At 61.3% G+C, this 20,493-nt stretch carries 17 protein-coding genes; 9 read left to right on the forward strand and 8 right to left on the reverse strand.

The window, feature by feature from the left end:
- Nucleotides 1–150: 150 nt before the first annotated feature.
- The 5 genes from AC1DVV_RS12550 (at nt 151) to AC1DVV_RS12570 (ending at nt 7,408) form a co-directional block, all read left to right on the forward strand.
- The gene (locus tag AC1DVV_RS12550) at nt 151–2,358 is read left to right on the forward strand and encodes a cyanophycin synthetase (RefSeq protein ID WP_477689157.1); all 2,208 of its coding nucleotides are present in this window, start codon (nt 151–153) and stop codon (nt 2,356–2,358) included.
- Entirely contained in the window at nt 2,358–4,952 is a 2,595-nt protein-coding gene (cphA, locus tag AC1DVV_RS12555; protein ID WP_477701798.1) for a cyanophycin synthetase, read from the forward strand. Before AC1DVV_RS12550 ends, cphA begins: the two co-directional genes overlap by 1 nt.
- 232 nt (nt 4,953–5,184) lie before the next feature.
- Nucleotides 5,185–6,015 (forward strand): urease accessory protein UreD, encoded by an 831-nt coding sequence (locus AC1DVV_RS12560; RefSeq protein WP_457282097.1) that lies wholly within the window; start codon nt 5,185–5,187, stop codon nt 6,013–6,015.
- A gap of 257 nt (nt 6,016–6,272) precedes the next feature.
- On the forward strand, nt 6,273–6,758 hold the full coding sequence (locus tag AC1DVV_RS12565; protein WP_457282098.1) for a hypothetical protein: 486 nt from the start codon (nt 6,273–6,275) through the stop codon (nt 6,756–6,758).
- 302 nt (nt 6,759–7,060) lie between these two features.
- Nucleotides 7,061–7,408 carry a hypothetical protein gene (locus tag AC1DVV_RS12570; RefSeq protein ID WP_457282099.1) on the forward strand — a complete coding sequence of 116 codons (348 nt, stop codon included), beginning with the start codon at nt 7,061–7,063 and terminating at the stop codon, nt 7,406–7,408.
- A gap of 73 nt (nt 7,409–7,481) precedes the next feature.
- Here AC1DVV_RS12570 and alaC read toward each other — a convergent pair whose 3' ends face one another.
- Nucleotides 7,482–8,717 (reverse strand): alanine transaminase, encoded by a 1,236-nt coding sequence (alaC, locus tag AC1DVV_RS12575; RefSeq protein ID WP_457282100.1) that lies wholly within the window; start codon nt 8,715–8,717, stop codon nt 7,482–7,484.
- Between the two features lie 187 nt (nt 8,718–8,904).
- On the opposite strand from alaC, the gene AC1DVV_RS12580 reads away from it, so the two are divergent.
- Nucleotides 8,905–10,104 (forward strand): cation:proton antiporter, encoded by a 1,200-nt coding sequence (locus AC1DVV_RS12580; protein ID WP_477701800.1) that lies wholly within the window; start codon nt 8,905–8,907, stop codon nt 10,102–10,104.
- Here AC1DVV_RS12580 and AC1DVV_RS12585 read toward each other — a convergent pair.
- From AC1DVV_RS12585 to urtA, 7 genes are all read right to left on the reverse strand, one after another.
- The gene (locus AC1DVV_RS12585) at nt 10,085–10,543 is read right to left on the reverse strand and encodes a ribosomal maturation YjgA family protein (protein WP_477701801.1); all 459 of its coding nucleotides are present in this window, start codon (nt 10,541–10,543) and stop codon (nt 10,085–10,087) included. The two genes, AC1DVV_RS12580 and AC1DVV_RS12585, sit on opposite strands and share 20 nt — an antisense overlap.
- Entirely contained in the window at nt 10,530–11,375 is an 846-nt protein-coding gene (locus AC1DVV_RS12590; RefSeq protein WP_477666024.1) for a DUF817 domain-containing protein, read from the reverse strand. The genes AC1DVV_RS12585 and AC1DVV_RS12590 overlap by 14 nt, the downstream gene beginning before the upstream one ends.
- Nucleotides 11,376–11,531: 156 nt before the next feature.
- Nucleotides 11,532–12,224, reverse strand: a complete 693-nt coding sequence (urtE, locus tag AC1DVV_RS12595) for an urea ABC transporter ATP-binding subunit UrtE (protein ID WP_477701802.1) — start codon at nt 12,222–12,224, stop codon at nt 11,532–11,534.
- Nucleotides 12,225–12,233: 9 nt separating this feature from the next.
- A complete protein-coding gene (urtD, locus tag AC1DVV_RS12600; protein WP_477701803.1) occupies nt 12,234–13,118 on the reverse strand; it encodes an urea ABC transporter ATP-binding protein UrtD in 885 nt (294 codons plus the stop codon).
- Nucleotides 13,115–14,233 (reverse strand): urea ABC transporter permease subunit UrtC, encoded by a 1,119-nt coding sequence (gene urtC / locus AC1DVV_RS12605; RefSeq protein ID WP_477701804.1) that lies wholly within the window; start codon nt 14,231–14,233, stop codon nt 13,115–13,117. Before urtC ends, urtD begins: the two co-directional genes overlap by 4 nt.
- Nucleotides 14,234–14,247: 14 nt before the next feature.
- Nucleotides 14,248–15,831 (reverse strand): urea ABC transporter permease subunit UrtB, encoded by a 1,584-nt coding sequence (gene urtB, locus AC1DVV_RS12610; protein ID WP_477701805.1) that lies wholly within the window; start codon nt 15,829–15,831, stop codon nt 14,248–14,250.
- Between the two features lie 271 nt (nt 15,832–16,102).
- Complete coding sequence (urtA, locus tag AC1DVV_RS12615; protein WP_457282107.1) at nt 16,103–17,374, reverse strand: urea ABC transporter substrate-binding protein; 1,272 nt, start codon at nt 17,372–17,374, stop codon at nt 16,103–16,105.
- Nucleotides 17,375–17,666: 292 nt separating this feature from the next.
- On the opposite strand from urtA, the gene AC1DVV_RS12620 reads away from it, so the two are divergent.
- The 3 genes from AC1DVV_RS12620 to AC1DVV_RS12630 all read left to right on the forward strand — a co-directional run bounded on the left by AC1DVV_RS12620 (nt 17,667) and on the right by AC1DVV_RS12630 (nt 20,306).
- Complete coding sequence (locus AC1DVV_RS12620; RefSeq protein ID WP_477707199.1) at nt 17,667–18,125, forward strand: hypothetical protein; 459 nt, start codon at nt 17,667–17,669, stop codon at nt 18,123–18,125.
- Nucleotides 18,126–18,218: 93 nt separating this feature from the next.
- The gene (locus AC1DVV_RS12625; protein ID WP_477701807.1) at nt 18,219–18,839 is read left to right on the forward strand and encodes a hypothetical protein; all 621 of its coding nucleotides are present in this window, start codon (nt 18,219–18,221) and stop codon (nt 18,837–18,839) included.
- A gap of 147 nt (nt 18,840–18,986) precedes the next feature.
- The gene (locus AC1DVV_RS12630; RefSeq protein WP_477707200.1) at nt 18,987–20,306 is read left to right on the forward strand and encodes a hypothetical protein; all 1,320 of its coding nucleotides are present in this window, start codon (nt 18,987–18,989) and stop codon (nt 20,304–20,306) included.
- Nucleotides 20,307–20,493 lie beyond the last annotated feature (187 nt).

Below are 20,493 nucleotides of genomic sequence, written 5' to 3' on the forward strand. Positions count from 1 at the left end.
GGCGGCCATCGCCGAGACAAAAACAACAACATAACGAGACACAGGGACCCACCGAGACCTTGACAGGCCTCACACTGAAATCCATCGGCCAGGGCCGAGGCTTGCCCCCGGGGGTACCAAGGCCTAACCCTGCCGACAATTTTGCGAAAAATGAGCCCACAGGACGACATCAAGCTGCTGCGCATCAATTACCTGCGCGGCCCCAACATCTGGACCTATCGGCCCGTGCTGGAAGTCTGGCTGGACCTCGGCAGCCTCGAAGACTTCCCCTCCAACCTGTTACCGGGCTTCAATGACCGCCTGGTCGCCCTGCTGCCGGCCCTCGTCGAACACCACTGCGGCGTGGGCGAGCGCGGCGGCTTCATCCAGCGCCTGCTGGAAGGCACCTGGTCCGGCCATGTGCTGGAGCATGTGGTCATCGAGCTGCTGAACCTTTCCGACATGCCGACCGGCTTCGGCCAGACGCGCAGCACCTCCCAGCGCGGCGTTTACCGCATGGTGTTCCGCGCCCGCGACGAGCAGGTGGCCCGCACCGCGCTGGCCGAAGGCCACCGCCTGCTGATGGCCGCCATCAACGGCACAGACTACGGCCAGGCCGGCGTGCAGTCCGCCGTCGAGAAAATCCGGACCAAGGTGGACGACTGCTACCTCGGCCCCAGCACGGCCTCCATCGTGGCCGCGGCCACCGACCGCCGCATTCCCCATATCCGGCTGAACGACGGCAACCTGGTGCAACTGGGTTACGGCGCCAGCCAGCGCCGCATCTGGACGGCCGAAACCGACCTCACCAGCGCGATCGCCGAAGGCATCGCCCACGACAAGGACCTCACCAAAAGCCTGCTGGCCACCTGCGGCGTGCCGGTGCCTGAAGGCCAGATCGTCGGCACAGCCGAAGAAGCCTGGGAAGCGGCCGAAGACATCGGCCTGCCGGTGGTCGTCAAGCCGTCCGACGGCAACCATGGCCGGGGCGTGTCGCTGGACCTCAAAACGCGGGCCGAAGTCGAAGGTGCGTTCGAGGTTGCGGCCCGGCATGGCAGCGAAGTCATGGTCGAGCGCTTTGTACGCGGCAATGAGCACCGCCTGCTGGTGGTAGGCGGCCGTGTGGTCGCCGCCGCGCGCGGCGAGGCGGCCTGGGTCACCGGCGACGGCAGCTCGACCGTCTCGCAGCTGGTGGACGCACAGCTCAACACCGACCCGCGCCGCGGCGTCGGTGAAGACTTCCCGCTGGGCCGCATCAACACGGCGAGTGACGGCGCCATCATTCTTGATCTGCAGCGCCAAGGGCTGAGCCCCGAAGCCATACCGGCCGTGGGCCGCGAGGTGCTGATCCAGCGCAACGGCAATGTGGCCATCGACTGCACCGACCAGGTTCACCCTGACGTTGACCACATCGTGTCGCTGGCCGCCCGCGTGGTGGGCCTGGACATCGCCGGGGTCGATGTGGTGGCGCAAGACATCTCGCGCCCGCTGCACGAGCAAGGCGGCGCCATCGTTGAAGTGAACGCCGGCCCAGGCCTCCTCATGCACCTCAAGCCGGCCGAAGGCGCGCCGCGCCCGGTGGGCCGTGCCATCTGCGACCACCTTTTCCCCGCCACCGACTCCGACAGCCCTGACGGCCGCATTCCCATCGTCGGCATTGCCGGCTCCAGCGACAACCAGCGCGTGGCGCGTCTGGTGGCCTGGCTGCTGCACCTGTCGGGCCGGCACACCGGCCTGGCCTGCCAGGGTGGGTTGTTCCTGGACCAACGCTGTGTGGACGCATCCAACTGCGCCAACTGGGAAGCCGGCCAGCGCCTGCTGATCAACCGCGCCGTGCAGGCGGCCGTGTTTGAAAACGGCGCCGACACCATCTTGCGCACCGGCCTGCCCTATGACAAATGCCAGGTGGGTGTTGTTACCGACCTGGGCGGCGCCGAAGGCCTGGCCGAATTCGACATCACCGAAGCCGACCAGATGTACAAGGTCATGCGCTCGCAGGTCGATGTGGTGCTGCCCGGCGGCGCCGCCGTGCTCAATGCCGCAGATCCCCGCATCGCCGAAATGCAGGAGCTCTGCGACGGCGAAGTCATTTTCTACAGCACCGACCCCAAGGCCGAGGCCATTGCGGCGCATTGCGCCAAAGGCGGCCGTGCGCTCTACCTGCGCCAGGACCAGGTCGTGCTGGCCACCGGTGCCAGCGAGGCTTTTTTGCCGGGCCTCGGCAAGCTTGCCGCCTGGCGCGAACGCCGCGGACTGTCCGAGGGTGGACTGCTGGCCGCCGTGGGCGCCGCCTGGGCGCTGGGCATCCCCCTCAATTTGATAGGCGCCGGCATGGAAGCCTTTGAAACCACCCCTAAAACCGCCGGGAGTGCCGAGTAATGGAAGTGTCCCGTATCCGGGCCCTGCGCGGGCCCAACCTCTGGAGCCGCCACACGGCGCTCGAAGCCATCGTTGCCTGCACTGCGGTGGAGTGCAATATCACTGGTCTGCCAGGCTTTGAGCCGCGCGTGCGCTCGCTGTTCCCCGAGATGGGCGCCTTCCGGCAGACCGGCCACGCAGGCCCCGTCTCACTGGCCCATGTGCTTGAAGCCGCCGCGCTGGCGCTGCAGACGGCTGCCGGTTGCCCCCTCACTTTCAGCCATACCGCCTCTACTGTTGAAGCGGGCACCTACCAGGTCGTGGTCGAGTACAGCGAAGAAACCGTCGGCCGGCTAGCGTTTGAGCTGGCGCAAGCATTGATCCACGCCGCCCTGCGCGACACCGCCTTCGACCTGGACGCCGCGATTGCCCAACTGCGCGAACTCGACGAAGACGAGCGCCTCGGCCCCAGCACCGGCGCGATTGTCGACGCCGCCGTGGCACGCGGCATTCCCTACCGGCGCCTCACCAAAGGCAGCATGGTGCAGTTCGGCTGGGGCTCCAAACAGCGGCGCATCCAGGCCGCGGAAATCGACGCCACCAGCGCCGTGGCCGAATCCATCGCGCAAGACAAAGACCTCACAAAAAAACTGCTGCGCGCGGCCGGCGTTCCCGTGCCGCTGGGCCGCCCGGTCACCGATACGGACGATGCCTGGGCCGCGGCCCTGGAAGTGGGTTTGCCGGCAGTCGTGAAACCGCTGGACGGCAACCAGGGCAAGGGCGTCACCGTCAACATCACCACGCGCGAACACCTGGACACCGCCTGGAAGGCCGCCGCCGAATACGGCGAAGTCATGGTCGAAAAATTCCTGCCCGGCAGCGACTTCCGCCTGCTGGTGGTGGGGAACAAGCTGGTGGCCGCCTCGCGGCGTGAGCCGCCACAGGTCGTGGGCGACGGCCTGCACACCGTGCGTGAGCTGGTCGACATCGTCAACCAGGACCCCAAACGCGGCGAAGGCCATTCCACCTCGCTCACCAAAATCCGCTTCGACGACATCGCGGTGGCCCGCCTGGAAGCACAGGAGCTCACGCCCGAATCCATCCCCGCCAAAGGCCGGCGCGTCATCCTGCGCAACAACGCCAACCTGAGCACGGGCGGCACGGCGACCGACGTGACCGACGACGTACACCCGGCTGTAGCCGCCCGCGCCGTGGCTGCGGCGCAAATGGTCGGCCTGCACATCTGCGGCGTCGACGTGGTGTGCGAAAGCATGCTGCGCCCGCTGGAGACACAAAACGGCGGCGTCGTGGAAGTCAATGCCGCGCCAGGCCTGCGCATGCACCTGTCGCCCTCGTACGGCAAGGGCCGCGCCGTGGGCGCGGCCATGATCGACGAACTTTTTACCCCAGGCGACAACGGCCGCGTGCCGGTGATTGCCGTCACCGGCACCAACGGCAAGACCACTACCACACGCCTGATTGCCCACCTGCTGGCCGCCGACGGCCTGCGCACCGGCATGACCAACACCGACGGCGTTTACATCAACGGGCGGCAAACCGACAGCGGCGACTGCAGCGGCCCCAAGAGTGCGCGCAACGTGCTGATGCACCCTGACGTCGACGCGGCCGTGTTCGAGATCGCCCGCGGCGGCGTGCTGCGCGAAGGCCTGGGCTTTGACCGTTGCGAAGTCGCCGTTGTCACCAACATCGGCAGCGGCGACCACCTGGGCCTGAACTACATCACCACGGTGGAAGACCTGGCCGTGCTCAAGCGCGTGATCGTGCAGAACGTCTCGACCACCGGCTACGCAGTGCTCAATGCCGCCGACCCCATAGTCGCCGACATGGCCGCCACCTGCCCCGGCAAGGTGATCTTTTTCGCCGCCGACCGCCACCACCCGCTGATGGCCACGCACCGCGCGCAGGGCAAGCGCACCGTGTACGTCGACGGCGCCATGCTGGTCGCCGCCGAAGGCGCCTGGGTCGAGCGCATCGCGCTGCAGGGCGTGCCCGTCACACGCGGCGGCACCATCAGTTTCCAGGTCGAGAACGTCATGGCCGCCGTCGCGGCCGCGTGGGGCGCCGGCATCAACTGGGACACCATCAAGCGCGGGCTTTCCAGCTTTGTGAACGACGCGCACAACGCGCCCGGCCGTTTCAACGTCATGGACTACAAAGGCGCCACGGTGATCGCCGACTACGGCCACAACCCTGACGCCATGCGCGCCCTGGTGGCGGCTGTTGACGCCATGCCGGCCACGCCAGGGCAGCGCCGCAGCGTGGTGATCAGCGGCGCCGGCGACCGCCGCGACAGCGACATCCGCGACCAGACCATCATCCTGGGCAGCGCGTTCGACGACGTCATCCTCTACCAGGACGCCGCTCAGCGCGGCCGCGCAGACGGTGAAGTTATGGGTCTGCTGCGCCAAGGCCTCGACAAAGCCCGCCGCACCAAACAGATTGACGAGATACGCGGCGAGTTTCTGGCCATCGACACCGCACTTTCGCGCCTGTCACCCGGTGACCTCTGCCTGATCCTGGTCGACCAGGTGCAGGAAGCGCTGGACCACCTGGCCGCGCGGGTGAAGGAAGCTAAAGAGAAAGTCACAAGCTGATCCCCCAGGCCAGCAGTCGGCAAAAGAGGAGCGAAAGGCGCAAGGGGCATCACCCTGCTGCCTTTCGCCGACTCCGAAGCCTTCCAAGCCTCCGAGAAGCCTGATAAACGAAAAAAACGCTTCTCGAGCCCAAAATTTAAGCAAAAAGAGGCTGCGGCGCATACAGAACCTGCGCGAGCAGCTCCTGAATTGATAGCAAAGCCAGGCTGCCTGCCCGCGTTAAACTTGCCCCATGACCTGGAACGCGACCCTCGCACTCGACTACACCCACCAGGCCGGCAAGACCCTTGCCCACTTTCGCCATAGCGGCCCCCTGCGCATCCTGCAAAGTCTTTACCCCGAAGGCGACGCGATTTGCCACAACGTCATCGTGCACCCGCCCGGCGGCCTGGTCGGCGGCGACACGCTGGACCTGGCCTTCAGCGCAGCACCCGGCACACACGGCCTCATCACCACGCCCGGCGCCACGCGCTTTTACCGCTCCGCCGGCGAGCCCGCCCTGCAGCGCACCCGCCTTGACCTGCAGGCCGGCGCCCGCATGGAATGGCTGCCGCTGGAGGCTATTTGCTACAACGGCTGCCTTGCCGAAAACCACCTGACCATGACGCTGGCGCCCGGTGCCGAACTGATCGGCTGGGACGTCACCGCCCTGGGCCTGCCCGCCGCCAGCCTGCCGTTCGAGAGCGGCAGCTTTCGCCAGCACATCGAAATGCCCGGCGTCTGGCTCGAGCGCGCACGCATGGATGCCGCAGACACCTTGCTGATGAACAGCCCGCTCGGCATGGCCGGCAACCGCTGCCTCGCGTCACTTTTTTTTGTGGCGGGCAGCAAGCTCGAGCGCCATCGCCGCCAGCTGGCGCTGGACTGCGCACGTGAGGTGATGCAGGCCCACGCGCTGAGTGCCAGCGCCGGTGCAACCAGCCCCGACGGGCAGGTCGTCGTCGTCCGTGTGCTGTCGCCAGTGGTTGAACCTGCCATGGCCTTGCTCAAGCAGGTCTGGCAAGCCTGGCGCACACAGCTCTGGCAGCTGGCGCCCTCCACCCCGCGCATCTGGTCGATGTAGTTCTGCAGCTGCTCACGCAGGCTGTACAAAAAAACATCTTCAGAAAATTCGTTACGCCGGCCCCGCAGCTCAACGGGTTTTGTAGTCTTTAGTTAGCCGCGCGAGCCCCGGCCTCAACAGCCGCTGAAAGACCTGTCCTACAGGCGAATGGGCTTAGGGCACGGCTTACCCGGACCTTTTCCTTTCATGGCCGTTTCAGGTAGCGGCCCAGACTCCATTTATCGATATCCATCGAGTTTCGAACAAGGAGTTTGACCATGACCTCATCCCTGAATTTCCGCCTTGCGCGCACTGCTGCCTGTTTCGGCGCTGCCGCCCTGCTTTCCCTGGGTGCCGCGGCCCAGATTGCTTCCGGCACCACCGGGATCGACGCCACGGGTGACGCCAGGAGCGAAATGGCCGCCTGTAACAACGGCAAGACCCAGCAAGACCGGGCAACCTGTATCACTGAAGTCAAGAACGCCAACGCCGCCAAACGCGCCGGCAAGGTCGACAACGCCAATGGACAGTTTTCCGCCAATGCCTTGAAGCGCTGCGATGTCTTCAAGGGCGAAGACCAGGTCGCCTGCCAGGCCCGTATCGTGGGCTACGGCAAGGCTGATGGCAGCGTCGCCGGCGGCGGTGTCGTGCGCCAGGTAGAAACCGTTGTAGTGCCCCCGGGCGCCACCAACGTTCGCGTGCAGCCGCAGACCTCGACAGACATTGTGGTGATCCCGGCGCCCGTCGCCTCACCGCCGCAATAACCAGTTGCCACTCGCTCCGCCGGGGTTTGATGAATTCACCGGATGGAGCAGAAGCAAAGGTGGGCCGCTTGCGGCCCACTTCTTTTTTGTGTGCGTTTTATGGGCAGGTTTTCCACATCGCCGGTTTCTCCAGGCGACGCATATTTCATTCGCCGCCAAACACAGGTAATCCTCCCGTAAAGTCCACCCGGTCAACGGATTTCGCGTGCATGATGAGGGGGACTATCGCGCGTCCACTGCGGGACGCCGTCTCCATGCTCCCCCGGCCATTACCCGCCACGTCACCCGCCACGAAAGCATCCATGCAAAAACCCCAGAACACCTCGCCCGAGAAGCCACAACTGGCGCGAGCGCTCGAAAAAAACGATGCCGTGCAGGACACAGTGGAAAGATCCGCACAAGAACTGCTGCTGATCAACAAGGTCCTCGAAAAAGAAATTCCACCCGCGGTCAAAACAGGCGACGTTGCGATGGCGCTGGTAAAAACCGCGGAACTCGAAGACAAAATCCAGAGCTCCGCGGAAGAGCTGGCACACGTCAACGACCTGCTGGAACGGGAGATTGCGGAGCGTGCCGAACTGGAGAAAAAACTGCTGGCAGCCACAGCCGGTATCGCAGAAAAAGACACGCCCAACGCCACCGGCAGTTGAAAAAAACAGCGCCGACACCTTTGGTGCCGGTCTTGAGTCATGTCAAAGTGGACCGCTTGCGGCCCACTTTTTTTTAGCCTTCCTGCTTATCGGTTTGTGCGGATTTCAGCACCCCATCCGCCTTGAACATGGCCTTGATGCCGCGCACCGCCTGGCGGATGCGGGCCTCGTTCTCGATCAAGGCAAAGCGCACATGGTCGTCACCGTGGTCGCCAAAGCCGATGCCGGGTGACACGCACACCTTTGCCTTCTCCAGCAGCTGCTTGGCAAACTCCAGCGACCCCAGCTTGCGGTAAGCCTCGGGAATGCGCGCCCAGATATACATCGACGCCTTGGGGCAGTCCACCGGCCAGCCCGCTTCGGTCAGGCCCTTGTAGAGCACGTCGCGCCGCGCCTGGTATTGCGCGGCGATGTCCTTTACGCATTGCTGGTCGCCTTCCAGCGCGGCAATCGCCGCCACCTGCAGCGGGGTGAAGGTGCCGTAGTCGTGATAGCTCTTGATGCGCGCCAGCGCCGCCACCAGGTCGGGGTTGCCCACCATGAAGCCGACGCGCCAGCCCGCCATGTTGTAGCTTTTGGAGAGCGTGAAAAACTCCACCGCGATGTCCTTGGCGCCCGGCACCTGCATGATGGACGGCGCCTTCCAGCCGTCGAACACGATGTCGGCATAGGCCAGGTCGTGCACCACAAAAATGTCGTGCTTGCGCGCCAGTGCAATCACCTTCTCGAAAAACTCCAGCTCCACGCATTGCGCGGTGGGGTTGGACGGAAACCCCAGCACCATCATCTTGGGCTTGGGGTAGCTGCCGCGAATGGCTTTTTCCAGCTCGGCAAAAAAATCCGTGTCGGGTGTCAGCGGCACCGAGCGAATGTCGGCCCCCGCGATCACCGCGCCGTAAATGTGGATGGGATAGCTCGGGTCCGGGACCAGCACGGTGTCGCCGCGGTCCAGCGTGGCCAGCATCAGGTGGGCCAAACCCTCTTTGGAGCCGATGGTGACGATGGCCTCGGTGTCAGGGTCAATCGCCACCTGGTAGCGGCTCTGGTACCAGTGCGCAATGGCGCGCCGCAGCCGCGGAATGCCCTTGCTGGCCGAATAGCCGTGCGTGTCGGGCCGCTGCGCGACCTCTGTGAGCTTGGCCACGATGTGCGCGGGCGTGGCGCCATCGGGGTTGCCCATACTCATGTCGATGATGTCCTCGCCACGCCGGCGCGCCGCGATTCTCAGCTCGGCCGTGATGTTAAAAACGTAGGGGGGAAGCCGGTCAATGCGCGCAAAGCGGCGCTTGCCTGAAGAAGAGGCGGACATAAGAAACTTTCACGTAAGCGCCCGGAACCGTCCGAGCGACGTGGCTGGCAATGGGGCCAGCCGACGCCATGGTAACCGACAGGCAGGCCGCTTACAACCGGCGCCACCGCCATGGTCTACCATGCGGGGCTTGGCCGCCGGCACGGAGCCGGAAGGCATAAAAACAAAGGGAACCATGGACTCCGCAATGACCACCACCGAAACCTATTTGATCGCCATGGCGCTCATCTTCGCGGCGCCCTACCTGATCTGGCGGGTTCTCGGAACCGACTACTACGCGCCACTGGTGGTGGTGCAGATGATCGCCGGCATTTTGCTGGGCCCGGGCATCCTGGGCAAGGTCTACCCTGACTACTACGCCTTTGTCTTCAGCGCGCCGGTGGTGCAGTCGCTCAACGGCATTGCCTGGTGGGCCGTCATGGTGTTTGTCTGGATCGCCGGCATCGAGCTGGACCTCAAAAAGACCTGGGAACACCGGCGCGAAAGCGGCATCACCGCCGGCCTGGCGCTAAGCACACCGCTGGTGTTGGGCTGCGTCGTGGCCGCAGGCATGCTGATGTACCCAGGGTGGCTGGGCACGCAAGGCATGCCCTGGCAGTTTGTGGTGGGTGTCGGCATGGCCTGCGCCGTGACGGCGCTTCCCGTGCTGATCCTGCTGATGGACAAGCTCGCCATCCTGCGCCAACCGGTTGGCCAGCGCCTGATACGTTACGCCAGCCTGGACGACATCGCGATCTGGGGCGTTCTGGCGCTCATCCTGATGGACTGGAAACGCGTGGGCACCCAGGTCGGTTTCCTCGTGGCGTTCGGCGTCGTGAGCTACGCCTTCCGCAAGCTCATGGTGTGGCTGCCCGAGCGTGACCGCTGGTACGTCGGCTTGATCTGGCTGATCATCTGCGCCTTCGGCGCGGAATGGGCCGGGCTGGACTACATGATCGGGGCTTTCCTGGCCGGCGCCGTCATCGACGGTGAGTGGTTCGACCAGGAACACATGGACCTGCTGCGCCATCACGTGCTGCTGGTGATGATGCCGGTGTTTTTCCTCAGTGCGGGGCTGCGCACCAACTGGTCCGTCGGCGGAGAAGCCGTTTTTATCGCCGCGGCGGTGCTGCTTGTGGCTTCAGTCGGCGGCAAGTTGATGGGCACTTACATCGCAGGCAAAGTGCTGAAATGGGCGCCCGGTGAAGGCTCCATCATCGGCTGGCTGCTGCAGACCAAGGGCCTGATCATGATCATCTTTGTCAACATCCTGCTGGGCAAGAAAATCATCACCAACGAGACCTTCACCGCCCTGTTGCTGATGGCCATTGCCAGCACCATGCTGACGGTGCCGATGACGGCACCCCGGCTTCAGCGCATGAAAGAGATCATCTCTCGCTCGAAGTAACCGGCGCAATCGGAGTAATCGGCCTTCTGGCAGCCTTCCAGCGGGCCAGCAGAAACTCCAGCGCCAAAATCAGCAGAAATCCGCAGGCATAGGCCAGCACGTCCATCCAGTCAGCCACCGAACCCAGCAGAATCTTCAGCACCCGGTTCTGCACGTGCCAGCCGTTGACGCTGGCCACATACTGGGCCAGCTCCACCAGGCAACCCACCGCAAACGCCACCAGCGCCAGGTTGCGGGTGTTGGCCTTGATCACGGTCTTGAGCAAAAGGTACACCCACACCACAGCCAGCACGTCGCCGACAAAACCCCGCAGCCAGCGGTGGTGTGACCACACAGTCGCGATCAGCACTTCAATGATGAAGATGAAGACCGCCCAGAGTGCAGCCTCGCGGTCAAAGCGCAGCTTCACGCGGGAAGCGCCTGTCTCAGTCGGGGACATGGATGCGCGCCTTCACATGCTTCAGGTTGGCCACGATGGTGAAGGTCATGACCACCAGCAGTGACCAGGAACTCCATTTGCCCACATGAACAAGGGACCAGGCGCCCAGCTGGTTGGGGTAGTGCCACAGGCTGAAGAACGTGCTGATGTTTTCAGCCACCCAGATAAAGAAGCCGATCAGCAAAAAAGCCAGCAGCAAGGGCATACTCCGGTCCCGGTCATAGGGCCGGAAGATCACCGTGGACCTGGCATACAGACCGCCCAGGCAGGCGGCGATGTACCAGCGGTAGTCGCCCCAAAAGTGGTGCGCGAAAAAGTTGCCATAGATCAGCAATGCAATCACCACGCCCATCCAGTAAGGCGGGTGATGCCGGATGCGCAGGTCAAACAATCGCCACGCCTGGATGATGTAGCTGCCCACCGCCGCATACATGAAGCCGGAAAACAGCGGCACGCCAAACACCTTGGTATAGGCAAAGTCCGGGTAGCTCCAGGACTGGATGGACCCGGAAGTCTTGAAGACCTCCAGCGCAAACCCCACCACGTGAAAGAGGCAGATGGCCTTCAGCTCATCCAGGGTTTCCAGCTTGGCCAGCACCATCCAGCCTTGAATCAGCAGCGCTATCAAAAGCAGCAGGTCGTAGCGTGGAACACCGGCCACGCCTGCCCGCGGCACAAGGAACACCGCTGCAAAGAACAGCCCGGCAAAGAGGCAGGCCCTGGCTTCCTTGAGGCCGAAGCAGCCAAACTCCACCAAAAAGCGGCGAAAGCCCGACAGGCCCGCATGAGATTTCGTCTGGATCAGCCAGTTGTCCAACGCAAGCAACGCCATCGGCATCTACCTTTTTTTGATTGTTTTTTGCCGGTTTGTTTCGGCGACCGCTGCGATTCTACGTTCGCGGAACTGATACGAATATCGGCATGCCTGCAGGCACAAAAAAGCCCGGACAAACCGGGCTTTGACGCAAGGCGACGACAGGCACCCTGCTTAAATCGCCACCAGCTGCCGCACGCCGTTGGTTTCCATGTCCTTGCCCTGGCCGCGCGCAATGAATTCGCCGCGCTCCATCACCAGGTAGTCGTCGGCCAGTTCCTGCGCGAAGTCGTAGTACTGCTCCACCAGCAAGATGGCCATGTCACCGCGATCGGCCAGCATGCGGATCACGCGGCCGATGTCCTTGATGATGCTGGGCTGAATGCCTTCGGTGGGCTCGTCAAGAATCAACAGCTTGGGCTTGGCCGCCAGTGCACGCGCAATGGCCAGCTGTTGCTGCTGCCCACCCGACAAGTCACCACCGCGCCGGTTCAGCATTTGCTTGAGCACCGGAAACAGCTCATACAGCTCGGCAGGAATCGGCGTGCTCGCGCTTTTGTAGGCCAGACCCATGCGCAGGTTTTCTTCCACCGTGAGGCGTGCGAAGATTTCACGGCCTTGCGGCACAAAGCCGATGCCTGCGCGGGCGCGCTCATACGGCGTGTTGCCCTGGACAGGTTTGCCGTTGAATTCAATCGTGCCGGTCTTGATGGGGATCAGGCCCATCAGTGATTTGAGCAGCGTGGTCTTGCCCACACCGTTGCGGCCCAGCAGCACCGTAACCTTGCCCAGGTGAGCGTCCAGGCTCACGTCCCGCAGGATGTGGGAGCCGCCGTAGTACTGGTTGATGTTTTTGACGTTCAGCATGGTGTGTCCTCAACGTCCCAAGTAGACTTCGATGACCCGCTCATCCGCCTGCACCTGGTCCAGCGTCCCCTGCGCCAACACAGCCCCATCACACAGCACAGTCACGATCTCCGAAATCGTCTTGATAAAGCTCATGTCATGCTCCACCACCATCAGCGAATGCTTGCCCTTGAGTGTCAAGAACAGCTCTGCCGTGCGTGCCGTTTCTTCATCGGTCATGCCAGCCACCGGCTCGTCAAGCAACAGCAGCTTCGGGTCCTGCATCAACAGCATGCCGATCTCCAGCCACTGCTTTTGCCCATGGCTCAGGTTTCCCGCCATGCGGCCCACACTGTCTGCCAGGTGAATCGTCACCAGGATCTCGGCCAGCCTGTCGCTTTGTGTTGAATCGAGCTTGAAGAACATCGAATGCTTCACGCCCTTGTTGGTCTTGAGCGCGAGTTCCAGGTTTTCAAACACGGTGAGCTGCTCAAACACCGTGGGCTTCTGGAACTTGCGGCCTATCCCCAGCTGGGCGATTTCGGCTTCCTTGTGGCGCAGCAGGTCAATCGTGCTGCCGAAAAACACCGTGCCTTCATCGGGCCGGGTCTTGCCGGTGATGATGTCCATCATGGTGGTCTTGCCGGCGCCATTGGGGCCAATGATGCAGCGCAGCTCGCCGGGTGCAATGTCCAGGCTCAGCTTGTTGATGGCCTTGAAGCCGTCGAAGCTGACGCTCACATCTTCCAGGTACAGGATACGGCCGTGGGTAACGTCTACCTCACCGCTGGCGTGGGCAATGCGGCGGCCACTGGCGCTGCGGCCACCGGACTCGGTGTTGCTCTTTCCAGCTTCGAGTGCAGCCAGGCGTTCTTCAATGCGGCGCGCGCCCTGTTCAAGAAGGTCGGGGGTCATTTCGCACCGCCTTTGCGTAGCTTCTTGACCAGGCCCACCACCCCATCGGGCAGGAACAGCGTGACGCTGATGAACAGTGCCCCCAGAAAGTACAGCCAGAATTCGGGATACGCCACCGTGAGCCAGCTCTTGGCGCCGTTGACAATAAAGGCACCCACAATCGGCCCGATCAGGCTGGCGCGCCCGCCCACTGCGGCCCAGATGGCAATTTCAATCGAATTGGCCGGGCTCATCTCGCTCGGGTTGATGATGCCGACCTGCGGCACATACAGCGCACCGGCCACACCGCACATGATGGCCGAAATCACCCAGATGGTGAGCTTGTAGCCCAGCGGGCTGTAGCCCGAGAACATCACACGCGTTTCAGCATCGCGAATAGCCTGCAGCACGCGGCCAAACTTGCTGCCCACCAGCCATTTGGCAAACAAAAAGAAGCCCAGCAGCGTGAGGCCCGTCATGATGAACAGCGTCATGCGCATCGACGGCGTGGCAATCGGGATGTTGAGAATACGCTTGAAGTCGGTAAAGCCGTTGTTGCCGCCAAAACCGGTTTCATTGCGAAAGAACAGCAGCATGGCCGCAAACGTCATGGCCTGGGTAATGATGGAAAAATACACACCCTTGATGCGCGAGCGAAACGCAAAGAAGCCAAACACAAACGCAATGATGCCCGGCACCGCCACAATCAGAAACAGGGTGGCGGCAAAGCTGTCGCTGAAAGTCCAGTGCCAGGGCAAGGTCTTCCAGTCAAGGAACACCATGAAGTCGGGCAGGTCGCTTTTGTAATTGCCGTCGCGGCCAATCTGGCGCATGAGGTACATGCCCATGGCGTAGCCGCCCAGTGCAAAGAACACACCGTGCCCCAGCGAGAGGATGCCGGTGTAGCCCCATATCAAGTCCATGGCCAGCGCGCAGATGGCGTAGCACATGATCTTGCCGAGCAGCGCCACGGCGTAGGTGCTCATGTGGAACACGCTGCCCTCGGGCACCCACAGGTTGAGCATGGGCGCAATGGCGCAGACGGCGATCAGCGCCATCATGAAGGCGCTCCAGCCGGTGCGTGTCAGCAGCGGGCCTTTGACTGGGAGATTGACGATGGGAGGCATGGGGGTCATGGAAGTCATCGTCTTTACGCTTCAGCCGAACGGCCCTTCATCGCGAAGATGCCCTGAGGCCGCTTCTGGATGAAGATGATGATGAACACCAGCACGGCAATCTTGGCCAGCACGGCGCCCGTCCAGCCTTCCAGGAATTTGTTGAGGATGCCTAGGCCCATCGCGGCATACACCGTGCCCGCCAGCTGGCCCACGCCGCCCAGCACCACGACCATGAACGAATCCACGATGTAGCCCTGGCCCAGGTCCGGCCCCACATTGCCCACCTGGCTCAGTGCGCAGCCCGCCAGGCCGGCAATGCCCGAGCCTAGCGCGAAGGCGTAAGTATCAACGCGGGCGGTGTTCACACCCATGCAAGAGGCAATCGGCCGGTTCTGCGTCACGCCGCGCACAAACAGGCCCAGCCGCGTGCGGCTGATCAGCCAGGCCACGCCCAGCAGCACCGCCACCGCAAACACAATGATGACCAGCCGGTTGTAAGGCAGCGACAAATTGCCCAGCACCTGCACACCGCCGCTCATCCACACCGGGTTTTCAACACCCACGTTTTGCGCGCCAAAAATCGAGCGCACCAGCTGCTGCAGCATCAGGCTGATACCCCAGGTGGCCAGCAATGTCTCCAGCGGGCGGCCATACAGGAAGCGAATCACGCTGCGCTCCAGCGCCGCACCCATCAGCGCCGAAGCCATAAAGGCTACCGGTACCGCAGCCAGCAGATACCAGTCAAATGCGCCCGGGAAGTATTTCTGGAACACGCCCTGCACCACGTAGGTAGCGTAGGCGCCAATCATCATCAGCTCGCCGTGCGCCATATTGATGACGCCCATCAGCCCGTAAGTGATGGCCAACCCCAGCGCCACAAGCAGCAAGATGCTGCCCAGGCTGATGCCGCTGAAAATCGCGCCCAGCTTGTTGCCCCACTCCAGTGATGCCTCTACCTTTGCCAGCGCAGCCTGCAGGGCTACCTTCACGTCGGCGTCCGCCTCAGTGCCCAGGCGCTCTATCAGCACCGTCTTGGTATTGGGGTTCTTGCTGCCGGCCAGCTGCGCGGCGGCTTCCAGGCGCTTGGCTTTGTCGGTGCTGCCCAGCATGATGGCGGCGCGCATCAGCTCAAGCTGGTTCTTCAGCTCGGGCACGGTTTCAGCCGCGTAGGCTTTTTCAATCAGCGGCAGCCGCGCTTCGTCGTTGTCACCGCCCAGCGTCTTGATCGCATCGCGCCGCTGCTTCTCGTCTTTGGAAAACAGCTTCAACGCGGCCAGCGCGTTGTCGATCTCGCTGCGCATCAGGTTGGGGTTGATCACGTCTTCGGCATCAGCCGGCAGCGGCACCTCAGCGCCGGTGATCGGGTCAAAGGCTTTGTCGTCTTTCACGACGAAGACCTTGTCGCCCTTGGTTTTCACCGCGTCGTCAGACAGCGCCTGGATGAACGCAGCCGTCTTCTCGTCCGCCTTGGCGGCGGCTTTACCCAAGGCCTCCACACGCGCCTCCGTCTCGCCAATTGACATGCCTTTTACCTCCTCAGGGCTTAAGGCATGGGCGCGAGCAGCTATCAAAAGCGTAGCAAGAAGGAGTAAGCGGAGAAGTGGGTAACGGAGCATAGGGGAAGAACCTGTAGGTTGGGCACAGCACGCAACCGCGTTGCGCCCAGACTGCAACTTCCTGAGGGGGCACCGGTCTTACTCACCAAGAGCAAGAACCGGACCGTAGACGCCCAATGGCGTCAAGACTGGAAGAACCAGAACCACGCCATTGAAGAAGTGGTCCAGAGAGCGTAGCGAGCAGCCCGAGGTGGGTTTTGCAGCGCGGAGCCGTACAGAGGTACGGCGAGCACTGCAAGGCCCAGATCGGGTTGCGCAGTAGCTCTATGGCTTACTTCTTGACGGGTTCGTCTGGTTTTTTGTCATTGCCTTCAATGTATGGGCTCCATGGCTTGGCCTTCACAGGGCCAGGCGTCTTCCACACCACATTGAACTGGCCGTCGGCCTTGATTTCGCCGATGAAGACCGACTTGTGCAGGTGATGGTTCTTCTCATCCATCTTGCTCACGATGCCGGAAGGCGCGTTGAAGGTCTGGCCAGCCATGGCGGCGATGACCTTGTCGGTGTCGGTGGACTTGGCTTTTTCAACAGCCTGCTTCCACATGTTGATGCCGATGTAGGTGGCTTCCATCGGGTCGTTCGTCAAAGGCTTGTCAGAGCCAGGGAGCTTCTTGGCTTTGGCATAGGCAGACCACTTCTTGATGAACTCGGTGTTGGCCGGGCTCTTGATCGACTGGAAATAGTTCCACGCAGCCAGGTGGCCGACCAGGGGCTTCGTGTCCACGCCGCGCAGTTCTTCTTCACCCACGCTGAACGCAACCACTGGCACGTCTTTGGCCTTCAGGCCGGCATTGCCCAGCTCTTTGTAGAAAGGCACGTTGGAGTCACCGTTGATGGTGGACACCACAGCCGTCTTGCCGCCTTGCGAGAACTTCTTCACGTCAGCCACGATGGTCTGGTAGTCGCTGTGGCCGAAGGGGGTGTATTTCTCGTCGATGTCGGTGTCTTTGACACCCTTGCTCTTGAGGTAGGCGCGCAGAATCTTGTTGGTGGTGCGTGGGTACACATAGTCAGTGCCCAGCAGAACCCAACGCTTGGCGCCGCCGCCGGCCTTGCTCATCAAATAATCGACCGCAGGAATAGCCTGCTGGTTGGGTGCCGCACCCGTGTAGAACACGTTCTTGGAGAGTTCTTCACCTTCGTACTGCACAGGGTAGAACAGCAGGCCGTTCATTTCTTCAACCACCGGCAGCACCGACTTGCGGGACACAGACGTCCAGCAACCGAAGATGACCGAGACTTTGTCCTGGCCGAGCAGCTGCTTGGTCTTTTCAGCAAACAGGGGCCAGTTGGAAGCCGGGTCAACCACCACAGGCTCGAGCTTCTTGCCCATCACGCCGCCCTTGGCATTGATCTCTTCGATCGCCATCAGCACGGTGTCTTTCAGTGTGGTTTCAGAAATTGCCATGGTGCCCGACAGGCTGTGCAAGATGCCAACCTTGATGGTGCCGCCCGCCTGGGCAAAAGCGGCAGGCATGGCGCCAAGGCCTGCCAGTGCGACTGCGGCGGTCATCGCCTTGAGGGTAAATCGACGTTGTTGCATGTGAATCCTCGCTCCGGTAGATAGGTGTGTGAATCGCGTTTCGCTGCGCCAAAACCCGGGGAAACCAGGGCTTTTACACAGCGATGAACCGATTCTGGGGACCGGAGGGGGATTGGGGAATACGCCGGGTGGCGTATGCGGGGTGGCCGGTATGCTGTGGGTTGCCGGTGAGGGCCGGCATTACAGGGAGGCCGCTGCGTCTGCTGACCTCTCTCCTATATCAAACTAAAAAAGAGGACTCTCTTCTATGAACGCGCTGGTTTCCCGCTCTTCACACCTGGTCGCTCTTGCCTTGACCGCCACAATCCTCGCAGGGTGCCAGACCACCCAACCCGGCCCAGGCGCAAGCAACCCCGAGCCCAGGATTCTTTCCGTCACCCGCGTAGGAGGAAAAGGCATCCCCAACGGCCGATCAGATTCAACGGCGCCCTATTTACGCGTCATCAAGTTGCAAACCGCCACCGACCCTGGCTACGGTTACTCCGCCGCAAACGCCATCAGAACAGGCCCCTACGACACCCGGCTTCATCTTCTGTACCTCAACTCATTGCGAGGACCAAAAGGCGAACCCATCACCTACGAGCGCCGGGGCGCCTGCTGCGAGTACGAAGACAAGTCGCTCCCCAGAGGTGGTGGGCTGCTGGATGTGTACGACATTCAGGTTGACGGAGGCAGCAAGACGATCACGATTTACGTGGATATGTACCGGACGGGGCCGCCGTTGTTGCCGGTTGGGTTTACGGCTCGGTAGTGAGGCCGCATTCTTGAGCCTCGAGGTCTGGCAAACCAAACTCCGGTCACGCAGAAGCGTTGCACTAACTTAGCCGTTTAACGATACTGCGGCATGGCCCTCCTCAATCTGCACCCCGATATAAAAGTGGCGTTAACGCAGCATGTGAGCACTGCGCTCCAACGACTTGAACCGTCTCGATACCAACAGGAGCCAAACTACATAGCGGCACTTCTCGGAAAACTGGATGCGGTCGTATACAACGGGCCGCATGGCTATCTTGAACTTAAGAGTACGTCCGTGAATGGCATCGGTAGAGGCTCCGCCGAAAAGTGGTGTGGCGCCGATTTCGCACTTATTGCTGTAGTTAGGATTGGTGGAAATGAAGTAACGAAGTCTGTTCTGGGTCAAGCTAAAAGGGGACCTATTGACGCACTAAGCGCTTCCGAGACCGCTCGCCTAGAAAATCAGATTATCAGAATGTCGATGTCCACGGACCATTACATAGTTACCTCTACACCTGTGGGTCAGGGAGAAACGGTCTCAGTAATCAGGTCGAAGCCATCAAACTCAATCATGCTTTATCCTGCACAGACATTACCGGACTACCTCGAAACATTTGTTCGCTGCAGCCATGGCGACAGGCGAAAAGGCTTTACTCATGCTGTGCAGGATTCGCAACTTCCTCAGTTAAAAATCGTCCTTGATTCCGCTCAGCGCGATGCATCTCGATAAAACGTCGAACCTGAAGCAGGGAGATTTTCGGCAAATGTCATTCTGCGCTGAGTGCCTTGGTACATTCACAGGCGGTGCTATCCCAGTCACTTCTATTCTCAGACTTCGTGCGCAGCGTGAGAATGGTCTGTAACGCCGGAGCAAGCGATGCTCACCACTGAATTGCACCAAGACCAAATACCCACAGTTTTCACAAAACTTTGTGAGTTGATCGGAGAAAGAGCATGGCTCGATCCTGCCCAAGACGTGAGGTCTCAGATTGTTCAGTGGCCCTACATGCGAGACCACTACTTGGACCAGTATCGGGTGGTGATGGCTTTGAGCGAGTGTTCCATCGCGACGGAGAACAACGGAGGGATCCTGCCGTGGGAAGTCACTAAGGGCTCGGTGTTTGTAGAGACATTCATTTTCGCGTTCCAAGTGCTACAACTCATTGAAGCCGCGCGGAAGATATCGCCCAAGCGGACTCGCGTGCTAGTCTCGCGCGTACGGGAGGCGCTGCGCAGCCCGAGAATGCTACAAGCGATGCAGCTTGAAGCGCGTGTGGCGACTCACTTCGTCATCGCAGGTCGTCGCGTCGTTTTCCCAGAGCTGGGGAGCAATACTGAAAATTTTGACGTTCTCATCGAGGACCTTGGTCCGACGGGTCTGGAGATCGAATGTAAGGTGGTGACGCACGACAAAGGGCGAAAAATTCACCGAGCCGAAGCACGTCACTTTCTCGGTCGCTTGCAAAGCTCGCCATTTATGCAATCAGTTGCCGAGAGCCTGAAGCACGGACTCGCCGTGCGCATTACCGTGCGCGAGCGCATGCCATCAGCGGAAAAATGGGAGAAATTGAGTTCCACCATTGAGCAGCTAATTCTGACCGCCAAGAGTGCGGCTTTAGAAGACGGCACGCATGTCAATCTGATTCAATTCGAATTGACCGAACTGGGAAGCCTCGAACATCCGGTCTCGCAATTTACGAGAGACGCCGTTGAGAGAATTACGGGTGCCAAGAACTCCCATTTCTCTATTCATCGTGCCGAAGGTAACTTCGGTGGCGTTCTTTTGGTGATCGTTGACAGCGCTCAGCCTGACTCCATGCTGCACGAGATGTTCACTACCTTTGCCGAATCGGCAGGCCGCCAATTAACAGGCAGCCGTGCCGGCGCGCTGATGGCAACATTCGAAGGATTGGGAAGTGATGCACTTCTGAACATCGCTACCAACGAAGGTGACGGTAGCATTTACTCCTCGCTAGCCTGGGAAGCCAGCTCGTTTTTGGAGCGTTCAGATTACCCACATGTAGTGGGCGTCGGTTTCCTGAGCGAGCCGGACTTTAACACCGCGGATGGGTCGAAGGGAGGCGTAACCTACTGGATTCCAAAGCCGATTAGTCCTTTATGGAATCCTGCGTTTTCCGGCTTATTCGGCAAAATTCCACGGCGACCCCTTGTCATCTCGCAAAGTCGAACAAGCTAGGTCGCTGAGCTCGTTTCGTAAAGTCCATCCACCGTGCCAATTCCGGACTGCGTGTACGAGCGATGTTCGCACCGCGTCGGCGAAAGTCAATATGAGAAGAAATGATTGGATTGTGGAGTGAGCCCCTCGGACTGGACCACAGAATTCAACAGTCTTTTTCAGGGAAATCAATAGGGTTGCATGACTC

This window comes from Polaromonas sp. P3_B4 (assembly GCF_056402835.1).

Coding starts and splice junctions, on each gene's coding strand:
- AC1DVV_RS12550 (WP_477689157.1), top strand. CDS start 151: ATGAGCCCACAGGACGACATCAAGCTGCTGCGCATCAATTACCTGCGC.
- cphA (WP_477701798.1), top strand. CDS start 2,358: ATGGAAGTGTCCCGTATCCGGGCCCTGCGCGGGCCCAACCTCTGGAGC.
- AC1DVV_RS12560 (WP_457282097.1), top strand. CDS start 5,185: ATGACCTGGAACGCGACCCTCGCACTCGACTACACCCACCAGGCCGGC.
- AC1DVV_RS12565 (WP_457282098.1), top strand. CDS start 6,273: ATGACCTCATCCCTGAATTTCCGCCTTGCGCGCACTGCTGCCTGTTTC.
- AC1DVV_RS12570 (WP_457282099.1), top strand. CDS start 7,061: ATGCAAAAACCCCAGAACACCTCGCCCGAGAAGCCACAACTGGCGCGA.
- alaC (WP_457282100.1), bottom strand. CDS start 8,717: ATGTCCGCCTCTTCTTCAGGCAAGCGCCGCTTTGCGCGCATTGACCGG.
- AC1DVV_RS12580 (WP_477701800.1), top strand. CDS start 8,905: ATGACCACCACCGAAACCTATTTGATCGCCATGGCGCTCATCTTCGCG.
- AC1DVV_RS12585 (WP_477701801.1), bottom strand. CDS start 10,543: ATGTCCCCGACTGAGACAGGCGCTTCCCGCGTGAAGCTGCGCTTTGAC.
- AC1DVV_RS12590 (WP_477666024.1), bottom strand. CDS start 11,375: ATGGCGTTGCTTGCGTTGGACAACTGGCTGATCCAGACGAAATCTCAT.
- urtE (WP_477701802.1), bottom strand. CDS start 12,224: ATGCTGAACGTCAAAAACATCAACCAGTACTACGGCGGCTCCCACATC.
- urtD (WP_477701803.1), bottom strand. CDS start 13,118: ATGACCCCCGACCTTCTTGAACAGGGCGCGCGCCGCATTGAAGAACGC.
- urtC (WP_477701804.1), bottom strand. CDS start 14,233: ATGACCCCCATGCCTCCCATCGTCAATCTCCCAGTCAAAGGCCCGCTG.
- urtB (WP_477701805.1), bottom strand. CDS start 15,831: ATGCTCCGTTACCCACTTCTCCGCTTACTCCTTCTTGCTACGCTTTTG.
- urtA (WP_457282107.1), bottom strand. CDS start 17,374: ATGCAACAACGTCGATTTACCCTCAAGGCGATGACCGCCGCAGTCGCA.
- AC1DVV_RS12625 (WP_477701807.1), top strand. CDS start 18,219: ATGGCCCTCCTCAATCTGCACCCCGATATAAAAGTGGCGTTAACGCAG.
- AC1DVV_RS12630 (WP_477707200.1), top strand. CDS start 18,987: ATGCTCACCACTGAATTGCACCAAGACCAAATACCCACAGTTTTCACA.